Genomic DNA, 21,074 nt, shown 5'->3' with positions numbered 1-21,074 from the left:
TCCCCATTCGGGTGAACGGGATCGGTAGACCACTGCCGGTCCCGTTCGGCATGCTGGGATCGGTGACGCACCGATAGGAGAACCGCCATGAGCGCACTCACCGTGAGCCAGGAGCCCGACCAGAACTGGGACGACCTCGTCCGGTTCTGGGAGGAGATGGAGTGGCCCGAGGGCAGCAAGGTGGAGATCATCGAGGGGATCATCACCGTGTCACCAGCTCCGGGACTGCCGCACAACGTGATCGCTGCGCGTATCCAGCGTCGTTTGTATCCGACGATTCCGGAGGACTGGGAGATCTTCCAGACGCTGGCGATCGCCGTTCCCTCCCGTCTCGGCATGCTCATCCCGGACCTCGTGGTCGCGCCGTTGCCCGATCACGGGGATTCCGGCACCCACATCCCTGCCGCCCTCGCGGAACTCGTCGTCGAGGTCACCTCCAAATCGAACGCCCGCCACGACCGCATCAGCAAGCCTGCTGCCTACGCCACCGCGGGAATCCCCCTGTACCTCCTCGTAGACCGCTGGGCCCCCGGTGGCCCCACAGCGACGCTGTACGGCGAACCGAAGGGTGACGTCTACCGGGTGTTGAGTGCCGCGAAGTTCGGCGACCCCCTCACGCTCCCCGCCCCCTTCGGCCTGACCCTCGACACCGGCGAGTTCCCCGAGGCCTGACTCACCCCAGCACCGCGGCCACCCCCACCAGAACCGGCACCGACACCACCGTCGACACCAGGATCGCGTCCCGCGCCAGCCGCTCGCCCACCCGGTACGTCGACGCGTACGTGTACAGGTTCTGCGCGGCCGGCAGTGCCGACGTCACCACCACGTCCAGCAGCTGGGCGCCCCGCAGCCCGAACACTCCCGACGCCAGCGCCCAGGCCACCGCCGGCTGACCCACCGTCTTCAGCGCGACCGCGAGCAGCACGGGCCGCCGGTCCGCGCCCCGCAACGGCATCGTGGAGCCGCACAGGCCGATGCCGAAGGCCATCAGCACCGCGGGGACCGACATGTTGCCGATCAGCGTCACCGGGTCCATGACCGCGTCCGGCACCCGCAGCCCGCTCGCGGCGACCGCCACCCCGGCGAGCGAGCCCAGCGCTATCGGATTGCGCAGCGGCGTCAGCAGCCTCCGCCACAACGAGCCCTTCGCGCTCTTGCCCGACAGGTCCAGGACCGTCACCGCCACCGGCGTCACCAGCACCAGCTGGAACAGCAGCACCGGCGCCACCAGCGAGGCGTCGCCCAGCACGTACACGGCGATCGGGATGCCGAGGTTGCCGGAGTTGACGTAGCCGGAGCACAGCGCGCCGATCGTCGTGCGGCCCACGCCCCAGCCCCGGGCGGCACCCACCGCGACGAAGACCCCGGCCACCGCGACCGTGGACAGCGCGGTGACCAGGAGGCGGCCGGAGAAGACCACCGACAGGTCGGCCCCCGCGAGCGTGGTGAACAGCAGCGCCGGGGACGCCACATGGAAGGCGAGCTTGGTCAGCACCTCGCGCCCCTGATCGCCGAGGTGCCCGCGCAGCCCCAGCACATAGCCGACGCCGATCACCACCGCGATCACCGCGAAGCCGGTCAGCACCCCCTGCACGGCGACGCCTCCCCGGGGACGAGGAGGCGAAGGGCGTCGGGCAGCGCGGCACGCGGAGGTATGTGGGGCACATGCCAACCCTCCGGGGCGGGCCGTACCGAGGTCAACGTGATCTTCGACGTGCCCGCACCGATGAGTTCCACCGGTCCGCCCGGTCTACCGCACGTGGACGCCGTGACACCCGCCGTACTCGTGCTGCCGGGGCCTGTCTCCCGAGGGGAGACGCCCCGGCTCTGCGACGAGGTGCGCGCGCTGCTGGAAACCACCCGGGCCGGCGTGGTCGTCTGCGACGTCGGCGGGCTGGGACCGCCCGGCCTCGCCGTCGTCGACCTGCTGGCCCGGCTGGAACTCACCGCCCGGCGGGCCGGGGGCCGGATACGGCTGCGCGACCCCGACCCCGCCCTGGGCGCCCTACTCGACCTCGTCGGTCTCCGCTTCGAGGCGGAGCGGCAGGTCGAACAGCGGGAACCACCGCTTGGTGTCCAGGAAGCAGTGGAACCCGGTGATGCGGCCGTCTGAGATCTCCAGCACCTGGACCGCCCACGGCGCGAAGCCGCCCGCCTCCGGGTCGGGCTTGTAGTGCGCGAAGGCCGGCAGTCCGTTGGCCTCGACCGGCAGCAGCCGCGAACCCGCGCACGCGGCGCCGAGCGTCGCCATGAAACCGGTGATGTCCGCCGGACCGGCCAGCCACAGGTCGAACGGCGGCATGGTCATGACCGCGTCCTCGTGCAGCAGCGCCGTCAGCGCCGTCATGTCGTAGCCCTCGAAGGCCGCGACATAGCGCTCCAGAAGCTTCTGCTGCTCCTCGTCCAGCGGGTCGGACACCGCCGCGCCCGCCCCCCGCTCCTCCCGCTCGGCGAGCGTCGCCCGGGCCCGCTGGAGGGCGCTGTTGACGGACGCGACCGTCGTGCCCAGCAGCTCGGCGACCTCGCTCGCCTTCCACGCCAGCACCTCGCGCAGGATCAGCACCGCCCGCTGCTTGGGCGGCAGCTGCTGGAGCGCCGCCATGAAGGCGAGCCGCACCGACTCCTTGGCGACCGCGGCCTCCGCCGGGTCGGCCGTCGACGGCAGCACGCGCGCGTCCGGCATCGGCTCCAGCCAGGTGCTGTCCGGGCGGGGCGACAGGGCGGCCTGGGCGAGCGGCGTCGAGTCCGTCAGGTCCATCGGACGGGCCCGCTTGTTGCCCGCGGTCAGCATGTCCAGGCAGACGTTGGTCGCGATGCGGTACAGCCAGGAGCGGAGACTGGAGCGGCCCTCGAACTTGTCGTAGCTCCGCCAGGCGCGGACCAGGGTGTCCTGCACCGCGTCCTCGGCCTCGAAGGAGGAACCGAGCATCCGGTAGCAGTACCCCGTCAGCTCGACCCGGTGCTTCTCCAGCGCGGAGTCCAGCTCCGGCGTCATGGTGCCGTTGGTCATCGTCCACCCACCCACCCCTGGGCCGTCCCGTCGTGCGCGTTGTCGCGCCTCGCACTTCGGAAGCTACCGCAGGGGACTGACAATGGCCCGCGGAGTCAGGAAAGGCGCACGTCAACGCGTGGCGGGCAGACCTCGCACCGGGGCGCACACGCCCTGGCGGCGCGCCGCCAGCGACCCGAGGGCCGTGATCGCCACGACGCCCAGCACCGCCAGCAGCCCGACCCCGACCGTCCCGGCCCAGCCACCGGAGTGGAAGGCCACCGCGCCCACCGTGCTGCCCGCGCTGGAGCCGATGTAATAGGCGGACTGGTACAGCGCCGACGCCTGGGCGCGGCCGTGCGTGGCGGTCTTGCCGACCGCCGACGAGGCCACCGCGTGCCCGGCGAAGAAGCCCGCCGTGATCAGCACCAGCCCCAGCAGGACCAGCGGCAGCCAGGGCGCGAGGGACAGCAGCAGGCCCGCCGCCGTCGTGCCGCCGCCCAGGTACAGCGCCCCGCGGCGCCCGAGCCGGCCCACCAGCCGGCCCGCCGTGGACGCCGAGACCGTACCGACCAGGTACACCAGGAAGATCGAGCCGATGACACCCTGCGGCAGGGAGAACGGCGCCTCGGTCAGGCGGTAGCCGATCACCGTGTAGACGCCGCCGAACACCGTCATGAACAGCGCGCCGATCGCGTACAGGCGGCGCAGCAGCGGGTCGGCGAGGTGGTCGCGGACCGTGCGGACCAGGACCCGCGGGCGCAGCGAGCCCGCCGTGAAGTGCCGGGGCGCCGGCAGCAGCAGCCGGAAGGCCACCGCGCACGCCACCGCGACCAGGCCGATCACCCCGACGGCGACCCGCCAGCCCCACTCCTGCGCGACCCAGCCGGTGATGATCCGGCCGCTCATGCCGCCGACGCTGTTGCCCGCCACGAACAGGCCGATCGCGGTGACCAGCGCCCGCGGCCGCACCTCCTCCGCGAGGTACGCCGTCGCCGAGGCCGGCAGCCCGGCGAGCGCAGCGCCCTGCACCGCGCGCAGCGCGACCAGCGCCGGCAGCGACGGGGCGAAGGGCACCAGCAGCCCGACGGTCACCGCGACCGCCAGCGACGCCGTCATGACCGTGCGCCGTCCGAAGCGCTCCGACAGGGCGCTCATCGGCAGCACGAACACCGCGAGGCCCCCCGTCGCGGCGGCCACCGTCCAGCTCGCGTCGCTCGCCGTCACCCCGAGGTCGCCGGAGATCAGCGGCAGCAGGGCCTGGGTGGAGTAGAGGAGCGCGAAGGTCGCGACGCCCGCCAGGAAGAGAGCGAGACTCATCCGGCGGTAACCGGGACCGCCCGGGGTCATGCGCGAGTCGGAGGCGTCGGGGGCGGAGGGGAGGGAGACGGCAGACGCGGCGCCCACGGTGGTGGACGCCCCGGTATCGGCGGGAGTCATGCTGCGAAGGTAAGGACCACGGGACTCATCCGTCCAATGCATGGAATCGTCATAATCGTTCCCATGGTGCATCAGCAAAGCTCAGGGGCCCGCCTGTCACCGTCCGGTGACACAGAAGACATCGTCACGCTGCTCGCGCCGCGCCTCGCGCACTTCGCCGGCGTCGCCCGCACCGAGCACGTCACCCGGGCCGCGCAGGCGATGAACGTCCCGCAGTCCACCCTCTCCCGCGCCCTCGTCCGCCTGGAGGCGGACCTCGGGGTGGACCTGTTCGTCCGCCGGGGCCGCACCCTGGCCCTGACCCCCGCCGGGCACAGCTTCCTCGGCTCCGTCGAACGCGCCCTCGCCGAGATCGAGCGCGCCGCCGAGGAGGTGCGCGCGGACGTCGACCCGGCCACCGGCAAGGTCGCCTTCGGCTTCCTGCACACCATGGGCGCCGAGACCGTCCCCGGGCTGCTGCACGCCTTCCGCGCCGACCACCCCCGCGTCCGCTTCAGCCTCGTACAGAACTACGGCGAGGCCATGCTGGAGCGGCTGCGCGCCGGCGAGCTCGACCTCTGCCTGACCTCCCCGGTCCCGGACGCCCCCGACCTGGTCGCCCGCCGCCTGGACGAGCAGAAGCTGCGCCTCGTCGTCCCCGCCGACCATCCGCTGGCCGCCCGCCGGCGCATCCGGCTCGCCGAGGCGGCCGAGGAGAACTTCGTGACCCTGGAGCCCGGCTACGGACTGCGCCGCATCACCGACGACCTCTGCGGGGAGGCCGGCTTCCGGCCCCGCGTGGCCTTCGAGGGCGAGGAGGCGGAGACGCTGCGCGGCCTGGTCGCCGCGGGCCTCGGCGTCGCCCTCCTGCCACCGCCCACCGTGCCCCGCCCCGGCGTGGTCGAACTGACGGTCACGGCACCGCGCGCGGCCCGTGAGATCGGCGTCGCCTGGCTGGCGGGCCGCACGGACACGCCCCCGGTGGCGGCCTTCAAGAAGTTCCTGCTGTCCAGGAGGGGCCACCTCCTGCCGGACTGACCCCGGTCCCTCGCCCCTACCGGCGCAGCGACTTCCCGAACCCCACCGCCAGCGGCATCCGCAGCCCCAGCGGCGGTGGCGCGGCCAGCGCGTCCTCCACCGGCCGCGAGAAGGACTGCCCGAACAGCGCGCCCATCACGAAGTCCGCGGCCAGCGCGGAGACTTCGTCCCGGTACTGCCGCAACCCGTGTCCGTCGGAGTGCACTTCGAACCGGCACACGTCACGGTTGGCCTTCTTCGCCCGGGACGCCAGCCGGAACGACAGCTCGGGGTCGCTGCGTTCGTCGTTCGTGCCGTGCACGATCAGCACCTGGCGCCCGGCGAGCTGCTTCACCGGTTCGGGTGCCGCCGCCACGTCCTCGTCCGGCAGCCAAGGGGCGATCGCCAGCACGGAGTTGACGGCTTCGTGCCCGCCGGCGCGCAGCGCGGCCCGTCCGCCCATGCCGACGCCGACGAGGCAGACCGGGACGTCGCCGTAGCGCCGCACGGCCTCGGCGGCGGCCCAGTCGGCGTCGCGCGCCAGATGCGCCTCGGCGCCGTTCCAGCCCCGGTAGCGGTAGTGCACGACATGCGTGGCCAGGCCCTCGTCACGGCCCGCGCGTGCCAGCCGGCGCCCCAGCGCGCGCACCGACGCGCTCGCCAGCAGCGGAGACGGCCTGCGGCTGGAGACCTCGTCGCCACCGGGGAGCAGCAGCACCACGCCGCTGACCGCCGTCCCCTCCGGACCGAGCGTTCGCCCCAGCCGGGCCTGACGGACCGGCGTCGCTTGCTGTGCCATGACAGAACATTCTCAGAAGACGAGGTGGACGCGACCTGTCCTCGCAGTCACCGTTACATATCGGCGGTTCCGTACACCGATTCGTCGGGAAGTTCCCTACTCGCGGGTACTTCTGTCCCTGCTCGCCCGTACTCCTGCCGTTCTACGCGCGTGGAGCTAGAGTGCGGAAATGACGAGCCAGAACACCGCGAAGGCCGGCGCGAAGACCGCCGGGGGGACTCCGACGCCGGACCAGATCCGCCGGGCGCCGAAGGTTCTGCTGCACGACCATCTCGACGGCGGGCTGCGCCCCGGCACCGTCGTCGAACTCGCCCGCGCCGCCGGGTACGAGCATCTCCCCGAGACCGATCCCGACCGGCTCGGCGCCTGGTTCCGGGAGGCCGCCGACTCCGGGTCCCTGGAGCGATACCTGGAGACCTTCTCCCACACCGTCGGCGTCATGCAGACCCGCGACGCCCTCGTCCGGGTCGCCGCCGAGTGCGCCGAGGACCTCGCCGAGGACGGGGTCGTCTACGCCGAGGTGCGCTACGCCCCCGAGCAGCACCTGGAGGCCGGGCTGAGCCTCGAAGAGGTCGTCGAGGCCGTCAACGAGGGCTTCCGCGAGGGCGAGCGGCGGGCCCGGGAGAACGGCCACCGCATCCGGGTCGGCGCCCTGCTCACCGCCATGCGGCACGCCGCCCGCTCGCTGGAGATCGCCGAACTCGCCAACCGCTACCGCGACCTCGGCGTCGTCGGCTTCGACATCGCGGGTGCCGAGGCCGGCCACCCGCCCACCCGGCACCTCGACGCCTTCGAGTACCTCAAGCGGGAGAACAACCACTTCACCATCCACGCCGGCGAGGCCTTCGGGCTGCCGTCCATCTGGCAGGCCCTGCAGTGGTGCGGCGCCGACCGCCTCGGACACGGGGTGCGGATCATCGACGACATCCAGGTCCACGGGGACGGCACGGTCAAGCTCGGCCGGCTCGCCTCCTACGTACGCGACAAGCGCATCCCGTTGGAGCTGTGCCCCAGCTCCAACCTCCAGACCGGGGCGGCGGACTCGTACGCCGAGCACCCCATCGGCCTGCTGCGCCGGCTGCACTTCCGCGTCACCGTCAACACGGACAACAGGCTGATGTCCCACACGGGAATGAGCCGCGAATTCGAGCACCTTGTCGGCGCATTCGACTACACGCTCGACGACATGCAGTGGTTCTCCGTCAATGCCATGAAGTCGGCGTTCATTCCTTTCGATGAACGACTGGCCATGATCAATGACGTGATCAAGCCGGGATATGCAGAACTGAAGTCCGAATGGCTGTTCCGGCAGACGGCCTCCACCAGCGGTTCTTCCGAAGAATAGAGGCCGGGCGACGCCGGGAGAAAAGCGGGATGCGGACGGGCGTTCACGATCCGTCCGCATCTCGATGTTTGCGGCGGGCAGTGCCACGTGTTTACGGTCGAGAACCGCTCAGATCCCCCGTCATCCATTGCGAGGACGCATTTCATGAAGCAGTCTGCTGCCAAGACCCTCGGCGTCGCCGCCCTCGGTGCCGCCTTCGCCGCCGTCGGCGCCGGCGCCGCCAACGCCGCCCCGGTCGCCCAGGGCTCCGCACAGAACCTGAACCAGATCGCCCGGACGCTCCCTGCCGAGCACGTCGCGAGCGTGCTGCCGGCCGCGAGCAACACGCTGGACAAGGGCCCGGCCGACCAGGTCACCGGTCTGCTCGGCGGAGTGCCGGCGAAGGGCCTGCCCACGAAGGGCGTGACGCTGAACAGCGTGCCGCTCGGCTGAGCCGCACCCGCCACGACGCGCCGACGGGGCGCACCCGCTCACCGGGTGCGCCCCGCCGGCGTACGCGCTACCAGGCGGTGCGGGCCGCCTTCTCCTCCGACGGCAGGAGGATCCACAGGGCGAGGTAGAGCAGGAACTGCGGGCCGGGCAGCAGGCAGGAGACCACGAAGATCACCCGCATCGTGGTGTGGGAGGTGCCGAAGCGCCGTGCCAGCGCGGCGCACACTCCGCCGATCATGCGGCCGTGGGTGGGGCGGGCGAGGCGGGACATCGCGGCTCCTTCGTGAGCGTGTGGCGGAGGCGGCCGGTCGACTGCCTCTCATCTGCCCTCAACGCTACGGAGACGAACGGAACAAAGCGTCGCTCTACGGTGCGATACCGACCCTGGGAATCGTCGGGGTCCGACCCTGAGCGGGCTCCTCCTGGGGAACGTCCTCCCGATGACCCCGACCGGACCTGCGGCGCAGCCGCGCCCGGCCCGCGGGGACGACGGCGAGGTGGGCGAGGGCCACGCCCAGGGTGTTCAGCAGCAGCGAATCGACGTCCACGACCTGACCGGGCACCCCGGTCTGCAGCAGCTCGATGCCCAGCGACAGCAGGGCGCCCGCGGCCGTCGTGCGCAGCAGGGACGCCGTCGGCGAGACGGCCAGCCGTCCGTTCACCATCGGCAGCAGCACACCCAGCGGTGCCAGCAGGGCGAGCGCCCCGCCGAGGGAGCGGGCCGCGGCCGGCCAGCCCAGCGCCAGGTCGGCGCGGATACCGGCGAGCGGGTGCACGTTGGGCGGCAGCACCCAGGGCACGTCCAGGGGCCGCAGGGTGTACCAGGCGACGAACGCGAGGTGTGCGACGAGGAGGACACCCCCTGTCACACGGATGCGGTGCGCGGCGCTGCCGCCGATGAACCCTTGACGCTGCACGCCCCCCTAGACGCGGCGCCCGGCTCGGTCGGTTCCGGCCCCTCCCACGCAAGGGTGAGGCTTGCGCCACACGGGCCCCGGGCGCGGTGTCACCCGCCGGCGACCGCCCGCGACGGCGGCTCGTTGCTGCCGGGCCGGGCGCGGACCTCGTCCGTGCAGGTGTAGCGGCGCGGGGCCCGGTCGTCGGGCCCGGCCAGGATCACGGAACCGTCGCCCTCGGCCGCGGCCGAGTCGGCGAAGGTGCAGACCACCTGGGCGCGCGCGTAGGACGTGAGGTCGCCGGGCGCGGTGCCGAGCCGGAGGGTGTCCTCCGGGTCGCCGTGGCGGGGCCCCTTCACGGTGATGCCGGCGCGCACGTCCGTGGTGTACCCGGCCTGCTTCTCCGCGGCCGACGGCTGCGCGGCGAGCTGGTCCAGCAGCCCCTGGGCGACCAGCACCCGCCGCGCGGTGTCCGCGGCGCCGTCCGGCACCCGTACCGCCCGGTCCACGCTCACCAGCGACGAGCCGCACAGCAGGAACACCCGCACCGGCAGGCCGGGCGTGGCGTCCGACCCGTCCGGCTCGGCGAGCGAGCAGCGCATCCGCGAGGGCGCGGGGCCGTAGTCCGTGGGCACCTCCGTGGAGCGGATCCCGCACCCGGCGAGCAGCACGGCCAGCACCGGGAGCACGGCGAGTGCCGGCAGGCGGCGTACGGTCATCAGGCCTGTCCCTTCGCGTCCTTGCCCTGGTCCTGACCCGCGTCCCCGCCGTCCTCGCCGGCCACCGCGTCACCGGCGTCCTCCTCCGCGGGCACCGACGCGTCCTGCGGCAGCCGCAGCGTGAACACCGCACCGCCCTCCGGGGAGTTCTCGGCGGTGATCTCACCGCCGTGGATGTGGGCGTTCTCCAGGGCGATGGACAGGCCGAGCCCGCTGCCCTCGGAGCGGGGCCGGGAGGCACTCGCCTTGTAGAAGCGGTCGAAGACGTGCGGCAGGACGTCCTCGGGGATGCCGGGACCGTGGTCCCGCACCCGGATGACGACCTCGTCGTCCGCCCGCGTCACCGACACCCTGACCGGCGACCCGCCGTGCTTGAGCGCGTTGCCGACGAGGTTGGCCAGGATGACGTCCAGGCGGCGCGGGTCGAGGCGGGCGTGGATGCCGCGCTCGGCGTCCAGGTCGACCGCGTCCAGCCAGGCGCGGGCGTCGATGCAGGCGGTGATCTGGTCGGCGACGTCGACGTCGTCCAGGACCAGCCGGGCGGTGCCCGCGTCGAAGCGGGTGACCTCCATCAGGTTCTCCACGAGGTCGTTCAGCCGCCGCGTCTCGCTCACCACCAGCCGCACGGCCGGTTCGATCATCGGGTCGATGCCGCCGCCCTCGAACTCCAGCTCGTCCTCCAGCACCTCCGTGACCGCGGTGATGGCCGTCAGCGGCGTACGCAGCTCATGGCTCATGTCCGCCACGAAGCGCCGCGAGGCCTGCTCCCGGTCGGCCATGTCCGCGACCCGCTTCTCCAGCGCCTCCGCCGCGCTGTTGAACGTCCGGGACAGATCGGCCAGTTCGTCGGTGCCGGACACGCGCAGCCGGGTGTCCAGCTTGCCTTCGCCGAGCCGTCGCGCCGCGACCCCGAGCCGGTGCACCGGCTTCAGCACGGTCGTCGCCAGGGCCTGGGCGAGCAGCGCGGAGCCGAGCAGCGCGAGGGCGGACGCGATGCCCAGCGACCAGGCCAGCGAGTTCAGGTCCTTGGCCTCGGGCTCCAGCGACTTGAACATGTAACCGGTCGGCCCGCCGCCGATCACCTTCGAACCGGCCACGAGATACGGGGTGCCGTCCTCGACGACCCGCTGCCAGTACAGGTGGTAGGGGTACTTGTTGGCCGAGGAGACCTTCTGCTCCTTGTTCACCGCGGTACGCAGCGACTCGGGCACGTCGGCCAGCGAGAAGCCACCGAGTCCGCCGGAACTGCCGTACACGGCCTCGCCGTCGGCGTTCTCGGCGACGAGCAGCACGCCGAAGCGCTGGCTGCTGCTGGCCATCTGCCCCGCGGTGTGCTGCAACTCGTCCTGCGTGGGGCGCGCGGGCAGCGCGCCCGCCCGGTTCTGCATCTCCTGCTCGAAGTCGCGCAGCACGGCGTCCTGGGTACGGGTGAGCACCGCCTCGCGGTTCAGCCAGTACGCGATGCCCGACGCCGTCACGGCGGCGGTGAGCGCGACCAGTCCGAAGACGACGACCAGCCGAAGGCGCAGGCTGGTGAGGCGCAGCCGGGACCGGACTCCCTTGCGAGTCGCGGCCCAGCCGCGCGAACCCCCCTGGTGTTCCTGTGTCACTGAGGCGGATCCAGCCGGTAGCCGACGCCCCGCACGGTACGGATCAGGGTCGGCGACGACGGAACGTCCTCGACCTTGGCGCGCAGCCGCTGCACACAGGCGTCCACGAGCCGCGAGTCGCCCAGGTAGTCGTGCTCCCACACCAGGCGCAGCAACTGCTGGCGCGACAGGGCCTGCCCCGGACGCCGGCTCAGTTCGAGGAGGAGTCGCAGCTCGGTCGGCGTGAGCTGGAGGTCCTCGCCGTTCTTGGTCACGGTCATCGCGGAGCGGTCGATGACCAGGCTGCCGAAGCTCGCCGAGTCGCTCGACTCCCGCTCGCCGCGGCGCAGCACGGCCCGGATACGGGCGTCCAGCACCCGGCCCTGTACGGGTTTGACGACATAGTCGTCGGCGCCCGACTCCAGGCCGACGACCACGTCGATGTCGTCGTTGCGCGCGGTCAGCAGGATGATCGGCAGCTGGTCGGTGCGCCGGATGCGCCGGCACACCTCGAAACCGTCGATGCCGGGCAGCATCACGTCCAGCACGATCAGATCCGGCCGCTGCTCGCGCAGCAGCTTCAGACCGTCCTCACCACTGGCAGCGGTCGCCACGCGGTGACCCTGGCGCGTCAGAGAGAGCTCCAGGGCCGTCCGGATGGCGTCGTCGTCCTCGATCAGCAACAGGGAAGGCACGGGCTCATTCTGGCCCATGGAGGGGCCGGGGTTCGACCCGCGGGCCCGGATCAGCCCCCCACCTGCCGACGGGCCCTGTGAAGGATGTGTGGCGCAACCGTGGCCGACCCCTGTGACAGGTCTGTGACAGTCGGCGGACACGGCCATGAAGTCACCGCGGCAAGCTTTTCGGCACAGGCACCACAGCAAGCCGAACACCGGAAGTCCACGACGGGGGGCGCGAGATGAACACGCTGAAGGGCACCAGCACCAGCGCAGTGGTCACGCGTCTGCACGACGTGCACACTCACCGGTCTTCCGAGAAGTCCGGTGCCGTGAGCGGGCGGGGGTGCGCTCGCGGCACCGGGCGGCAGCACACCACCTACATGACGGTGGTGGACGCCGCCAAGGGGGGAACGAACGGGGGAACGGCGTACGGGGAGGTCCCGGGGGAGCGGAGCTCGCTGTCGGAGGCGGAGTTCACCGCCTACGTCCAGGAGCGCCGCGCCTCCCTGTATGCCACCGCCTACCACCTGACCGGCGACCGCTTCGAGGCCGAGGACCTGCTGCAGAGCGCGCTGTTCTCGACCTACCGGGCGTGGGACCGGATCAGTGACAAGGCGGCCGTCGGCGGATACCTCCGCCGCACCATGACCAACCTGCACATCAGCGCCTGGCGGCGCCGCAAGCTCAACGAGTACCCGACCGAGGAACTGCCGGAGACGCCCGGCGACACGGACGCCATGCGCGGCACCGAACTGCGCACGGTCCTGTGGCAGGCGCTGGCCCGGCTCCCCGAACTCCAGCGCACCATGCTGGTCCTTCGCTACTACGAGGGCCGCACGGACCCGGAGATCGCGGACATCCTCGACATCAGTGTCGGCACGGTGAAGTCCAGCATCTGGCGCTCGCTGCGCCGGCTGCGTGAGGACGAGGTCCTCAGCTTCGGCCGTGACCGGGAGGACGCCTTCGGCGAACTGGTCGCCTGAAGGTCTGGGGGGACCTGGGGGGGACCCCGAAAAAAAGTTGGAGCCCGGGTGTATCACGGGGGGAATCCCGGGCTCTTACTCACGGGGAAGCACCACGGGGGAACAACGGGGGACGGGGGAACACGGGGGAACGGGGAACACGGGGGAGCACAAAGAAGCGGGACTGGAGGGCCGGGGGGTCCGTCCAGTCCCGCTTCTCTTCGCTTACGCGCCTCCGCGTACGTCCGTCACACCGCCGTACGCGTCGTACGGGCCGTGGGGCGCCGGCCCGCCGCCGCGGCGGCCAGGCGGCCCATCGCCTCGTCCCGGTCGCAGGCGTGGGCGCCCAGGGCCGTCTGCCGGGAGATGATCGACCGTTCCTGACGCATCAGCCGCCAGCCGCGGCGCAGCAGGAACGGCACGGACTTGCGGCCCTCCCGCAGATCCCGCAGGAAGCGCCGGCGGAAGGTCGTCAGCGGCCCCCGGCTCAGACACAGCGCGTCGGCCAGCAGGCCCAGTTCACGGCAGCGCGAGACGATCTCGGCGGCGAAGATGCCCTCCGCGAGGAACAGCGGGGTGCGTCCGATGTCGACCGCGTCCTCGCCGGTGCGCGCGCTGAGCGAGATGTCGTAGACGGGCACGTGCGTACGGCCCGCCCGGCACAGCTCCGTGATCGCGGCGACGGCCGCGTCCGCGTCCCACGAGCCGGGGTGGTCCCAGTCGATGTCGGAACTCCCCGCCACCAGCGGCAGCGTCGGGTCGGAGCCCTCCTTGTAGAAGTCGTCGAGCCGCAGCACCGGGAGACCGGAGCGGGCGGCGAGGAGGGACTTGCCGGAGCCGGAGGGGCCGCAGAGCAGCACGACTCGCGTCGGTATGGGCGGATGGGAGGTCACGGGACACCAGTGTGAGGCATCGGCCGGCCGTCGTACGAGCCCGCGGACCGGCTTTGCAGCGTGCGTCACACTCCGGCCACGCCGCGCGGTGACCTGATCACCCTCCGCAGTGTTGTCCCGGTAGTCCGAAGCACCCCGTGGCAGACCGCAACAACAAGAGGTGGCACCAGCGATGGCCCGACACGTCTCCCCCCGCATCCCCAACGCCCAGCGTGCCCTGGTCGCCCTCGCGACCGCCGGAGCGGCCCTGGCGACAGGCGCGGCGACGGCCTGCGCGGCCGGCGGCGAGTCGGCCGCCGGCCCGGCGCACACCCGCGTCACCTCGTCGGGCCCCGTCGACCCGCAGGCGGGCGCACGCGCCCTGACCGGCAGCGTCGGCCACGTCACCGGCCCGGTCGCCGGCCTCAGGCCCAACCCGCTGGCCGGCACCGGCGTCGACCCCCTCGACAACGGCGTCGGCACGCAGGTGGTCGACTTCCGGCCGGTGTCCTCGACGGCGCTGACCCGGCCGGTGGCCCAGGCCAAGTCGCTCGGCGCCGTACCGGTGGCGGGGCGGGCGACCGAAGCGGTGCGCTGACGCCCGCCGCCCCATGCGTGCGCAGAGCCGCGCCCTCCCCGGACGGGGGGAGGGCGCGGCTCGCTCGGGCCTCGGTGCCGCGGGTGCCTCAGTACGCGGAGCCGGACGCGCCCAGCGAACCGGTCGGGTGCCAGACCGTCTTGGTCTCCAGGAACGCCGTCAGGCGGTCGGTGCCGGGCATCGCCGACCAGTCGTCCACAGGCTGTGGACGAAGAACGCGCTTGAGGTTGTCCGCCGCCGCGATCTCCAGCTCCTTCGCCAGCGCCTCGTCGGCGCCCGCGAGGTCGATCGCGTTGACGTCCTGGTGGGCGGCCAGCGGCGCGGCGATCTCCGCCGTACGGCCGGACAGGACGTTGACCACGCCGCCGGGGAGGTCGGAGGTGGCCAGGACCTCGCCGAGGGAGAGGGCCGGGAGCGGGGACTTCTCGCTCGCGATCACGACCGCCGTGTTGCCGGTGGCGATGACCGGGGCGACGACCGAGACCAGACCCAGGAAGGACGACTCCTGCGGGGCGAGGACGGTGACCACGCCCGTCGGCTCCGGGGAGGAGAGGTTGAAGAACGGGCCCGCGACCGGGTTGCCGCCGCCGACCACCTGGGCGATCTTGTCCGTCCAGCCCGCGTACCAGACCCAGCGGTCGATCGTCGCGTCCACGACCGCGGCCGCCTTCGACTTCGACAGGCCCTCGGCGTCGGCGACCTCCGCGACGAACTGGTCACGGCGGCCCTCCAGCATCTCGGCGATGCGGTAGAGGATCTGACCGCGGTTGTACGCCGTCGCCCCGGACCAGCCGCCGAACGCCTTGCGCGCGGCGACCACCGCGTCACGGGCGTCCTTGCGGGAGGAGAGCGGGGCGTTCGCCAGCCACTTGCCCTTTGCGTCGGTCACCTCGTACACCCGGCCGCTCTCGGAACGCGGGAACTTCCCGCCCACGTACAGCTTGTAGGTCTTGAAGACGCTCAGTCGGTTCTGGTCAGACATCGAGGTACGCCTCCAGGCCGTGGCGGCCGCCCTCGCGGCCGAAGCCCGACTCCTTGTAACCGCCGAACGGCGAGGTCGGGTCGAACTTGTTGAACGTGTTGGACCAGATGACGCCCGCGCGGAGCTTGTTCGCGACCGCGAGGATGCGCGAGCCCTTCTCCGTCCAGATGCCCGCCGAGAGGCCGTACGGGGTGTTGTTGGCCTTGGCCACGGCCTCGTCCGGGGTGCGGAAGGTGAGCACCGACAGCACCGGGCCGAAGATCTCGTCGCGGGCCACGGTGTGCGCCTGGGTGACGTTGGTGAACAGCGTCGGGGCGAACCAGTAGCCGGACGAGGGCAGTTCGCAGGACGGCGACCAGCGCTCGGCGCCCTCCGCCTCGCCCTGGTCGGCCAGCGCGGTGATCCGGGCCAGCTGCTCGGCGGAGTTGATCGCGCCGATGTCGGTGTTCTTGTCCAGCGGGTCGCCCAGGCGCAGCGTGGACAGGCGGCGCTTGAGGGAGTCGAGCAGCTCGTCGTGGAGCGACTCCTGGACGAGGAGGCGCGAGCCCGCGCAGCAGACCTGGCCCTGGTTGAAGAAGATGCCGTTGACGATGCCCTCGACGGCCTGGTCGACCGGGGCGTCGTCGAAGACGATGTTGGCGCCCTTGCCGCCCAGCTCCAGGGTGAGCTTCTTGCGGGTGCCCGCGACCGTGCGGGCGATCTCCTTGCCGACGGCCGTGGAGCCGGTGAAGGCGACCTTGTTCACGTCGGGGTGCGCGATCAGCGCGGCGCCGGCGCGGCCGTCGCCGGTGACGATGTTGACGACGCCCCTGGGCAGCCCGGCCTGGCGGCAGATGTCCGCGAAGAACAGGGCGGAGAGCGGGGTCGTCTCGGCGGGCTTCAGGACCACCGTGTTGCCGGTCGCCAGCGCCGGGGCGATCTTCCACGCCAGCATCAGGAGCGGGAAGTTCCACGGGATGACCTGGCCGGCCACGCCCAGCGGACGCGGGTTCGCGCCGAAGCCGGCGTGACCGAGCTTGTCGGCCCAGCCCGCGTAGTAGAAGAAGTGCGCGGCGACCAGCGGGAGGTCCGCGTCGCGGGTCTCCTTGATCGGCTTGCCGTTGTCCAGGGTCTCCAGGACGGCCAGTTCGCGGCTGCGCTCCTGGATGATCCGGGCGATGCGGAACAGGTACTTCGCGCGCTCGGAGCCGGGCAGCGCCGACCACTTCTCGAAGGCCTTGCGGGCGGCCTTCACCGCGCGGTCGACGTCCGCCTCACCGGCCTCGGCGACCTCGGAGAGGACCTCCTCGGTGGACGGCGAGACGGTCTTGAAGACCTTGCCGTCGGCCGCCTCGGTGAACTCGCCGTCGATGAACAGGCCGTACGACGGGGCGATGTCGACGACGGCGCGGGACTCGGGCGCCGGTGCGTACTCGAAAACAGGTGTCTGCTTGTCCATGGTCATGAGGTCTCAGTCCACCGTCACGTAGTCGGGGCCGGAGTAGCGGCCGGTGGCCAGCTTCTGGCGCTGCATCAGCAGGTCGTTCAGGAGCGAGGAGGCGCCGAAGCGGAACCAGTGGTTGTCCAGCCAGTCTTCGCCCGCCGTCTCGTTGACCAGGACCAGGAACTTGATCGCGTCCTTCGCGGTGCGGATGCCGCCGGCCGGCTTCACGCCGACCTGGACGCCCGTCTGCGCGCGGAAGTCGCGGACCGCCTCCAGCATCAGGAGGGTGTTGGACGGGGTCGCGTTGACGGCGACCTTGCCGGTGGACGTCTTGATGAAGTCGGCGCCCGCCAGCATGCCGAGCCAGCTCGCGCGGCGGATGTTGTCGTACGTCGACAGCTCGCCGGTCTCGAAGATGACCTTCAGACGGGCGGACGTCCCGCAGGCCTCCTTCACGGCGACGATCTCGTCGTACACCTTCAGGTAGTTCCCCGCGAGGAAGGCCCCGCGGTCGATGACCATGTCGACCTCGTCGGCGCCCGCCGCGACGGCCTCGCGCACGTCGGCCAGCTTGACGGCCAGCGAGGCGCGGCCCGCCGGGAACGCCGTGGCGACCGAGGCGACCTTGACGCCGGACCCGGCGACGGCCTCCTTGGCCACGGGCACCATGTCGGGATAGACGCAGACGGCCGCCGTGGCGGGGCTCGTCCGGTCCGTCGGATCGGGTCGGACCGCCTTGGCGCCGAGCGCCCGGACCTTGCCCGGGGTGTCCGCGCCTTCCAGCGTCGTCAGATCGACCATGGAGATGGCCAGGTCGAGCGCGTACGCCTTCGCGGTGGTCTTGATGGAACGGGTGCCGAGCGAGGCGGCGCGCGCCTCCAGGCCGACCGCGTCGACGCCGGGCAGCCCGTGGAGGAAGCGGCGCAGCGTGCTGTCGGACGCGGTGACGTCCGTGAGTCCGTGGGCGGACGCAGCGGATGCAACGGGTGCAGCGGATGCAGTGGTGGGCATGGTCACCAGACGAGCATATCTACGCGCGTAGCGGCTGTACAGTCCCCGGCGCTCGTCCCCCCGACCGGCACCGCGGCCGAGGGGCGCCCGGCCCGTCGGGCACAATCGGCAGCATGACGACCCCGGAGCCCCAGTCACCCGCGCCCCAGCCCTCGGAACCCGCCTCCAAGGACAGGGTCTACCGCTCGCTCGCGGGCATCGTCGGCGGCGTCCTGCTGCTCGCCCTCGTCGCCTGGCTCGGCATCGACGCGGTGGTCTCGGGCGAGGGGAGCACCCCGTGGAAGGCGCTCGCCACGATGCTGTTCCTCGTGCCGCTCGCCGCCGCCTACACCCTGCGGCCCGCCGTCTTCGCGAACGAGGAGCGGCTGCGCGTCCGCAACCCCCTCCGCGTCCTCGTGCTGCCCTGGGACCAGGTCGCCTCGCTGCGGGCCGGTTACTCCAACGAGGTCTTCGACAAGTCCGGCACCAAGTACCAGCTGTGGGCCATCCCCGTCTCGCTGCGGGCCCGCAAGAAGGCGGCGCAGCGGGAGGACCGGCGCCTCGCCGGGGACACCCGCGGACGCGGCGGCCTCGGGGGGATGACCGGCGGCGCCCGGCCCGGGGCCATCGAGGACGGGCCCGTGCGGGCGGAGGGCGACCGGGCCATGGACGAGTTGCGCGCACTGCTGGCAGCGCATGAGCAGCGGGCCTCGGAGAGGACCGACACCGCGCAGGGCGAGGTCACCGTCCGCTGGGCCTACGAGATCGTCGCACCGGCGGTGGCCGGGGCCGTGCTGCTGGCGGTGCTGCTGGCCGTGGGGTGACGCGGCCCGGAGACCGGCGGCCCGGAGACCGGGCGTCGCGGTCCGTTTCGAACAGCGACCAGGCCGCGCACGCCGTGAACAGGGACTCCGTGTACCCCATCCACTGCACCGCGCCGACCGGGAACGCGGCCCACAGCGTGGTGAGCAGTACGCCGACGCGCCGGCCGTACAGACGGTCGCCCACCGCGAAGATCCCCCGGGCGGCGACCAGCGAGGCGACGACCGCGAGGCCGAGGCCCGTGGAGGCGCGGGTGCCCGGGGTGAGGACGGCGACGGCCTTCACCAGCACCGGATGGAGCGGGAAGAAGGCCAGGTCGTTGGCGTTCAGGGCGGTGCCGAGCTCGCGGGCGTAGCCGTGGTCGGCGCCGCCGAGATACCGGTCGGAGTCCCACTGCGCGGCCAGGACCACCCAAAGGTCCTGGTGCCGGCGGTGGGCCCAGACGGCGAGCAGCAGCAGGCCCGTGCCGCGTACGGCGAGACAGGCGCCGAGGGCCGGGGCGGCGTGGCGCGCGGTGCGGTGCGCGGCGCGCAGCAGCCGCCGGACGCGGGGGCGGGTGCCGCGCTGCGGGGGTGCGGGTGTGAAATCACCCGATGGGGTGCCGCCGGGCGGGGGCACCCCATCGTCGGGGCCTGTGCGGTGCCGGAGTCGGGCCTCCGTGGGGCCTGGGCGGCCTCCGTCAGATGCCCGCCGCTGCCGAGAGGTCCCGCTTCAGTGCCGTCAACAGCTCCGTCGCCTTCGTGCGGGCCTCGGGGAGGCCGGCGTGCGCGGCGACCGGGACGACGACCTCCAGGTAGCACTTCAGCTTGGGCTCCGTGCCGCTCGGGCGGACGATCACCCGGGCACCGTCGAGCGTGTAGCGCAGGCCGTCCGTGGGCGGGAGCGTGTCCGTGCCCCGGGTGAGGTCCTCGGCCTTCGTGACCGGCAGACCGGCGAGCCGGGTGGGGGGCTGCTCGCGCAGGCGGTGCATCGCGGCGGCGATCAGGGAGAGGTCCTCGACGCGGACCGAGAGCTGGTCGGTGGCGTGCAGGCCGTGCTCGACGGCGAGGTCGTCGAGGAGGTCGAGGAGGGTGCGATTCTCCGCCTTGAGGACGGAGGCCAGCTCCGTGATCAGCAGCGCCGCGGTGATGCCGTCCTTGTCGCGGACGCCCTCCGGGTCGACGCAGTAGCCGAGGGCCTCCTCGTAGCCGTAGCGGATGTTCTCCACGCGGGCGATCCACTTGAAGCCGGTGAGGGTCTCCTCGTAGGGCAGGCCGGCCTTCTCGGCGATGCGGCCGAGGAGGGAGGAGGAGACGATCGACTCGGCGAACGTGCCGTGCGCTCCGCGGGTGACCAGGTGGGCGGCGAGGAGCGCGCCGACCTCGTCGCCGCGGAGCATGCGCCAGTCGGTGCCGTCGTGGACCGCGACGGCGCAGCGGTCGGCGTCCGGGTCGTTGGCGATGACCAGGTCGGGGGCGGTCTCGCGGGCCTTCGCGAAGGCCAGGTCCATCGCCCCGGGCTCTTCCGGGTTGGGGAAGGCGACGGTGGGGAAGTCCGGGTCGGGCTCGGCCTGCTCGGCGACGAGGGCGGGCTCCGGGAAGCCGGCGCGGGCGAAGGCGGCGAGGAGGGTGTCCTTGCCGACGCCGTGCATCGCCGTGTAGACGGTGCGGGCGGTGCGGGGGGAGTCGGGGGCGAGGACGGCGTCCGTGCGGGCGAGGTAGGCGTCCAGGACGTCGTCGTCCAGGGTCTGCCAGCCGGTGGCGGGGCGCGGGACGTCGTTCAGGGAGCGTACGGCGTCGATCTCCGCGGCGATGTCGGCGTCGGCGGGGGGCACGATCTGGGAGCCGTCGCCGAGGTAGACCTTGTAGCCGTTGTCGCGGGGCGGGTTGTGGCTGGCGGTGACCTCGACTCCGGCGACCGCGCCGAGGTGCCGGATGGCGAACGCCAGGACGGGGGTGGGGAGGGGGCGGGGGAGGACGGCGGCCTTCAGTCCGGCGCCGGTCATGACCGCGGCGGTGTCGCGGGCGAAGTCCGCGGACTTGTGGCGGGCGTCGTAGCCGATGACGACGAGGCCGGCAGTGTCGTCCCCGTGGGGGGTCCCCTGCTTCTTGAGGTACGCGGCGAGGCCGGCGGCGGCCCGGATGACGACGGAGCGGTTCATGCGCATCGGGCCGGCGCCCAGTTCGCCGCGCAGGCCCGCGGTGCCGAACTGGAGGGTGCCGGCGAAGCGTGCGGTGAGCTCGGCGTGGTCCTCGGTCTCGATGAGCTTGGCGAGCTCCGCGCGGGTGTCCGCGTCGGGGTCCTCGGCCAGCCATGCCCTGGCCCGTGCGAGCAGGTCGTCGTGCACGTCGGTCAGCCTCTCGTGTGGTCGGTGGGTCTGGGTCGGTCGTACGTCATGCCTGCGGCGGCCTGTGGGGGTTCGGTGGGGGTGCGGGCAGCGCCTTCGGTGGTGGGTGGGTCGGGGGGGGGGGGGGGGGGGGGGGGGGGGGGGGGGGGGGGGGGGGGGGGGCGGCCGGGGCGCGGGGGGCGGGGGGCGGGGCCCGCGCCGCGCGCCCCGCCCC

23 protein-coding genes are annotated in these 21,074 nt (G+C 72.7%); 8 read left to right on the top strand and 15 right to left on the bottom strand.

The window, feature by feature from the left end; translation table 11 throughout:
• Positions 1–87 precede the first annotated feature (87 nt).
• Positions 88–672, top strand: coding sequence for a Uma2 family endonuclease (locus tag ACIRG6_RS11960; protein ID WP_403322272.1), 585 nt, complete (start codon positions 88–90; stop codon positions 670–672).
• A 1-nt stretch (position 673) separates the two neighbouring features.
• Here ACIRG6_RS11960 and ACIRG6_RS11955 read toward each other — a convergent pair whose 3' ends face one another.
• Positions 674–1,594 carry an AEC family transporter gene (locus ACIRG6_RS11955; protein ID WP_403322269.1) on the bottom strand — a complete coding sequence of 307 codons (921 nt, stop codon included), beginning with the start codon at positions 1,592–1,594 and terminating at the stop codon, positions 674–676.
• Between the two features lie 132 nt (positions 1,595–1,726).
• Between ACIRG6_RS11955 and ACIRG6_RS11950 the strand changes: the two genes are divergently transcribed.
• A complete protein-coding gene (locus ACIRG6_RS11950; RefSeq protein WP_318216333.1) occupies positions 1,727–2,113 on the top strand; it encodes an STAS domain-containing protein in 387 nt (128 codons plus the stop codon).
• On the opposite strand, the gene ACIRG6_RS11945 is transcribed toward ACIRG6_RS11950, so the two are convergent.
• Both ACIRG6_RS11945 and ACIRG6_RS11940 read right to left on the bottom strand, forming a co-directional pair.
• Positions 2,006–3,010: a sigma-70 family RNA polymerase sigma factor gene (locus ACIRG6_RS11945; protein ID WP_350714170.1), complete on the bottom strand. Its 1,005-nt coding sequence runs from the start codon at positions 3,008–3,010 to the stop codon at positions 2,006–2,008. The two genes, ACIRG6_RS11950 and ACIRG6_RS11945, sit on opposite strands and share 108 nt — an antisense overlap.
• 111 nt (positions 3,011–3,121) lie before the next feature.
• The gene (locus ACIRG6_RS11940; RefSeq protein ID WP_403322267.1) at positions 3,122–4,429 is read right to left on the bottom strand and encodes an MFS transporter; all 1,308 of its coding nucleotides are present in this window, start codon (positions 4,427–4,429) and stop codon (positions 3,122–3,124) included.
• A gap of 63 nt (positions 4,430–4,492) precedes the next feature.
• Here ACIRG6_RS11940 and ACIRG6_RS11935 point away from each other — a divergent pair, with 63 nt between their 5' ends.
• Complete coding sequence (locus tag ACIRG6_RS11935) at positions 4,493–5,446, top strand: LysR family transcriptional regulator (protein WP_403322265.1); 954 nt, start codon at positions 4,493–4,495, stop codon at positions 5,444–5,446.
• 16 nt (positions 5,447–5,462) lie between these two features.
• On the opposite strand, the gene ACIRG6_RS11930 is transcribed toward ACIRG6_RS11935, so the two are convergent.
• Positions 5,463–6,224, bottom strand: coding sequence for an alpha/beta hydrolase (locus tag ACIRG6_RS11930; protein WP_364676648.1), 762 nt, complete (start codon positions 6,222–6,224; stop codon positions 5,463–5,465).
• A 169-nt stretch (positions 6,225–6,393) separates the two neighbouring features.
• Here ACIRG6_RS11930 and ACIRG6_RS11925 point away from each other — a divergent pair, with 169 nt between their 5' ends.
• Both ACIRG6_RS11925 and ACIRG6_RS11920 read left to right on the top strand, forming a co-directional pair.
• Positions 6,394–7,569 carry an adenosine deaminase gene (locus ACIRG6_RS11925; protein ID WP_364676650.1) on the top strand — a complete coding sequence of 392 codons (1,176 nt, stop codon included), beginning with the start codon at positions 6,394–6,396 and terminating at the stop codon, positions 7,567–7,569.
• 144 nt (positions 7,570–7,713) lie between these two features.
• A complete protein-coding gene (locus ACIRG6_RS11920) occupies positions 7,714–8,001 on the top strand; it encodes an ATP-binding protein (protein ID WP_364676652.1) in 288 nt (95 codons plus the stop codon).
• 67 nt (positions 8,002–8,068) lie between these two features.
• Here ACIRG6_RS11920 and ACIRG6_RS11915 read toward each other — a convergent pair whose 3' ends face one another.
• From ACIRG6_RS11915 to afsQ1, 5 genes are all read right to left on the bottom strand, one after another.
• Positions 8,069–8,272, bottom strand: a complete 204-nt coding sequence (locus ACIRG6_RS11915) for a PspC domain-containing protein (RefSeq protein WP_189228987.1) — start codon at positions 8,270–8,272, stop codon at positions 8,069–8,071.
• Between the two features lie 94 nt (positions 8,273–8,366).
• On the bottom strand, positions 8,367–8,918 hold the full coding sequence (locus tag ACIRG6_RS11910) for a VanZ family protein (RefSeq protein WP_364676653.1): 552 nt from the start codon (positions 8,916–8,918) through the stop codon (positions 8,367–8,369).
• Positions 8,919–9,007: 89 nt separating this feature from the next.
• Entirely contained in the window at positions 9,008–9,616 is a 609-nt protein-coding gene (locus ACIRG6_RS11905) for a hypothetical protein (protein WP_403322260.1), read from the bottom strand.
• Entirely contained in the window at positions 9,616–11,226 is a 1,611-nt protein-coding gene (locus ACIRG6_RS11900; protein ID WP_364676656.1) for a HAMP domain-containing sensor histidine kinase, read from the bottom strand. Before ACIRG6_RS11900 ends, ACIRG6_RS11905 begins: the two co-directional genes overlap by 1 nt.
• The gene (gene afsQ1, locus ACIRG6_RS11895; RefSeq protein WP_029394402.1) at positions 11,223–11,900 is read right to left on the bottom strand and encodes a two-component system response regulator AfsQ1; all 678 of its coding nucleotides are present in this window, start codon (positions 11,898–11,900) and stop codon (positions 11,223–11,225) included. Before afsQ1 ends, ACIRG6_RS11900 begins: the two co-directional genes overlap by 4 nt.
• A 224-nt stretch (positions 11,901–12,124) precedes the next feature.
• Here afsQ1 and ACIRG6_RS11890 point away from each other — a divergent pair, with 224 nt between their 5' ends.
• On the top strand, positions 12,125–12,868 hold the full coding sequence (locus tag ACIRG6_RS11890) for a SigE family RNA polymerase sigma factor (RefSeq protein WP_239765604.1): 744 nt from the start codon (positions 12,125–12,127) through the stop codon (positions 12,866–12,868).
• Positions 12,869–13,095: 227 nt separating this feature from the next.
• Here ACIRG6_RS11890 and ACIRG6_RS11885 read toward each other — a convergent pair whose 3' ends face one another.
• The gene (locus ACIRG6_RS11885) at positions 13,096–13,809 is read right to left on the bottom strand and encodes a uridine kinase (protein WP_364676658.1); all 714 of its coding nucleotides are present in this window, start codon (positions 13,807–13,809) and stop codon (positions 13,096–13,098) included.
• A 103-nt stretch (positions 13,810–13,912) separates the two neighbouring features.
• On the opposite strand from ACIRG6_RS11885, the gene ACIRG6_RS11880 reads away from it, so the two are divergent.
• Positions 13,913–14,317, top strand: a complete 405-nt coding sequence (locus ACIRG6_RS11880) for a hypothetical protein (protein WP_364676660.1) — start codon at positions 13,913–13,915, stop codon at positions 14,315–14,317.
• Positions 14,318–14,405: 88 nt separating this feature from the next.
• On the opposite strand, the gene ACIRG6_RS11875 is transcribed toward ACIRG6_RS11880, so the two are convergent.
• The 3 genes from ACIRG6_RS11875 to deoC are packed head-to-tail and all read right to left on the bottom strand — an operon-like array spanning position 14,406 to position 17,733.
• Positions 14,406–15,299 carry an aldehyde dehydrogenase family protein gene (locus ACIRG6_RS11875; RefSeq protein WP_364818790.1) on the bottom strand — a complete coding sequence of 298 codons (894 nt, stop codon included), beginning with the start codon at positions 15,297–15,299 and terminating at the stop codon, positions 14,406–14,408.
• The gene (locus ACIRG6_RS11870; RefSeq protein ID WP_351142165.1) at positions 15,292–16,737 is read right to left on the bottom strand and encodes an aldehyde dehydrogenase family protein; all 1,446 of its coding nucleotides are present in this window, start codon (positions 16,735–16,737) and stop codon (positions 15,292–15,294) included. The genes ACIRG6_RS11875 and ACIRG6_RS11870 overlap by 8 nt, the downstream gene beginning before the upstream one ends.
• 12 nt (positions 16,738–16,749) lie before the next feature.
• A complete protein-coding gene (gene deoC, locus ACIRG6_RS11865) occupies positions 16,750–17,733 on the bottom strand; it encodes a deoxyribose-phosphate aldolase (RefSeq protein ID WP_239765607.1) in 984 nt (327 codons plus the stop codon).
• Positions 17,734–17,846: 113 nt separating this feature from the next.
• Here deoC and ACIRG6_RS11860 point away from each other — a divergent pair, with 113 nt between their 5' ends.
• Entirely contained in the window at positions 17,847–18,536 is a 690-nt protein-coding gene (locus tag ACIRG6_RS11860; protein ID WP_403322258.1) for a PH domain-containing protein, read from the top strand.
• Here ACIRG6_RS11860 and ACIRG6_RS11855 read toward each other — a convergent pair.
• Together ACIRG6_RS11855 and ACIRG6_RS11850 are read right to left on the bottom strand one after the other, a co-directional pair.
• Entirely contained in the window at positions 18,454–19,152 is a 699-nt protein-coding gene (locus tag ACIRG6_RS11855) for a hypothetical protein (RefSeq protein WP_403322256.1), read from the bottom strand. The genes ACIRG6_RS11860 and ACIRG6_RS11855 overlap by 83 nt on opposite strands.
• 61 nt (positions 19,153–19,213) lie before the next feature.
• Complete coding sequence (locus ACIRG6_RS11850) at positions 19,214–20,860, bottom strand: phospho-sugar mutase (protein WP_403322254.1); 1,647 nt, start codon at positions 20,858–20,860, stop codon at positions 19,214–19,216.
• Positions 20,861–21,074 lie beyond the last annotated feature (214 nt).

This window comes from Streptomyces flaveolus, assembly GCF_044765825.1.
In the GTDB taxonomy this organism is placed as follows: domain Bacteria; phylum Actinomycetota; class Actinomycetes; order Streptomycetales; family Streptomycetaceae; genus Streptomyces; species Streptomyces flaveolus.
The sequence above is the reverse complement of the archived record's forward strand: the minus strand, read 5'-3'. Positions and strand labels throughout refer to the sequence as shown.

Excerpts from the sequence above, each read along its gene's own strand:
- deoC (WP_239765607.1), bottom strand. The coding sequence starts at position 17,733 with ATGCCCACCACTGCATCCGCTGCACCCGTTGCATCCGCTGCGTCCGCC.
- ACIRG6_RS11935 (WP_403322265.1), top strand. The coding sequence starts at position 4,493 with ATGGTGCATCAGCAAAGCTCAGGGGCCCGCCTGTCACCGTCCGGTGAC.
- ACIRG6_RS11930 (WP_364676648.1), bottom strand. The coding sequence starts at position 6,224 with ATGGCACAGCAAGCGACGCCGGTCCGTCAGGCCCGGCTGGGGCGAACG.
- ACIRG6_RS11915 (WP_189228987.1), bottom strand. The coding sequence starts at position 8,272 with ATGTCCCGCCTCGCCCGCCCCACCCACGGCCGCATGATCGGCGGAGTG.
- ACIRG6_RS11890 (WP_239765604.1), top strand. The coding sequence starts at position 12,125 with ATGAACACGCTGAAGGGCACCAGCACCAGCGCAGTGGTCACGCGTCTG.
- ACIRG6_RS11860 (WP_403322258.1), top strand. The coding sequence starts at position 17,847 with ATGACGACCCCGGAGCCCCAGTCACCCGCGCCCCAGCCCTCGGAACCC.
- ACIRG6_RS11945 (WP_350714170.1), bottom strand. The coding sequence starts at position 3,010 with ATGACCAACGGCACCATGACGCCGGAGCTGGACTCCGCGCTGGAGAAG.
- ACIRG6_RS11870 (WP_351142165.1), bottom strand. The coding sequence starts at position 16,737 with ATGGACAAGCAGACACCTGTTTTCGAGTACGCACCGGCGCCCGAGTCC.
- ACIRG6_RS11920 (WP_364676652.1), top strand. The coding sequence starts at position 7,714 with ATGAAGCAGTCTGCTGCCAAGACCCTCGGCGTCGCCGCCCTCGGTGCC.
- ACIRG6_RS11880 (WP_364676660.1), top strand. The coding sequence starts at position 13,913 with ATGGCCCGACACGTCTCCCCCCGCATCCCCAACGCCCAGCGTGCCCTG.
- ACIRG6_RS11940 (WP_403322267.1), bottom strand. The coding sequence starts at position 4,429 with ATGACTCCCGCCGATACCGGGGCGTCCACCACCGTGGGCGCCGCGTCT.
- ACIRG6_RS11875 (WP_364818790.1), bottom strand. The coding sequence starts at position 15,299 with ATGTCTGACCAGAACCGACTGAGCGTCTTCAAGACCTACAAGCTGTAC.
- ACIRG6_RS11905 (WP_403322260.1), bottom strand. The coding sequence starts at position 9,616 with ATGACCGTACGCCGCCTGCCGGCACTCGCCGTGCTCCCGGTGCTGGCC.
- ACIRG6_RS11960 (WP_403322272.1), top strand. The coding sequence starts at position 88 with ATGAGCGCACTCACCGTGAGCCAGGAGCCCGACCAGAACTGGGACGAC.
- ACIRG6_RS11950 (WP_318216333.1), top strand. The coding sequence starts at position 1,727 with ATGAGTTCCACCGGTCCGCCCGGTCTACCGCACGTGGACGCCGTGACA.
- ACIRG6_RS11925 (WP_364676650.1), top strand. The coding sequence starts at position 6,394 with ATGACGAGCCAGAACACCGCGAAGGCCGGCGCGAAGACCGCCGGGGGG.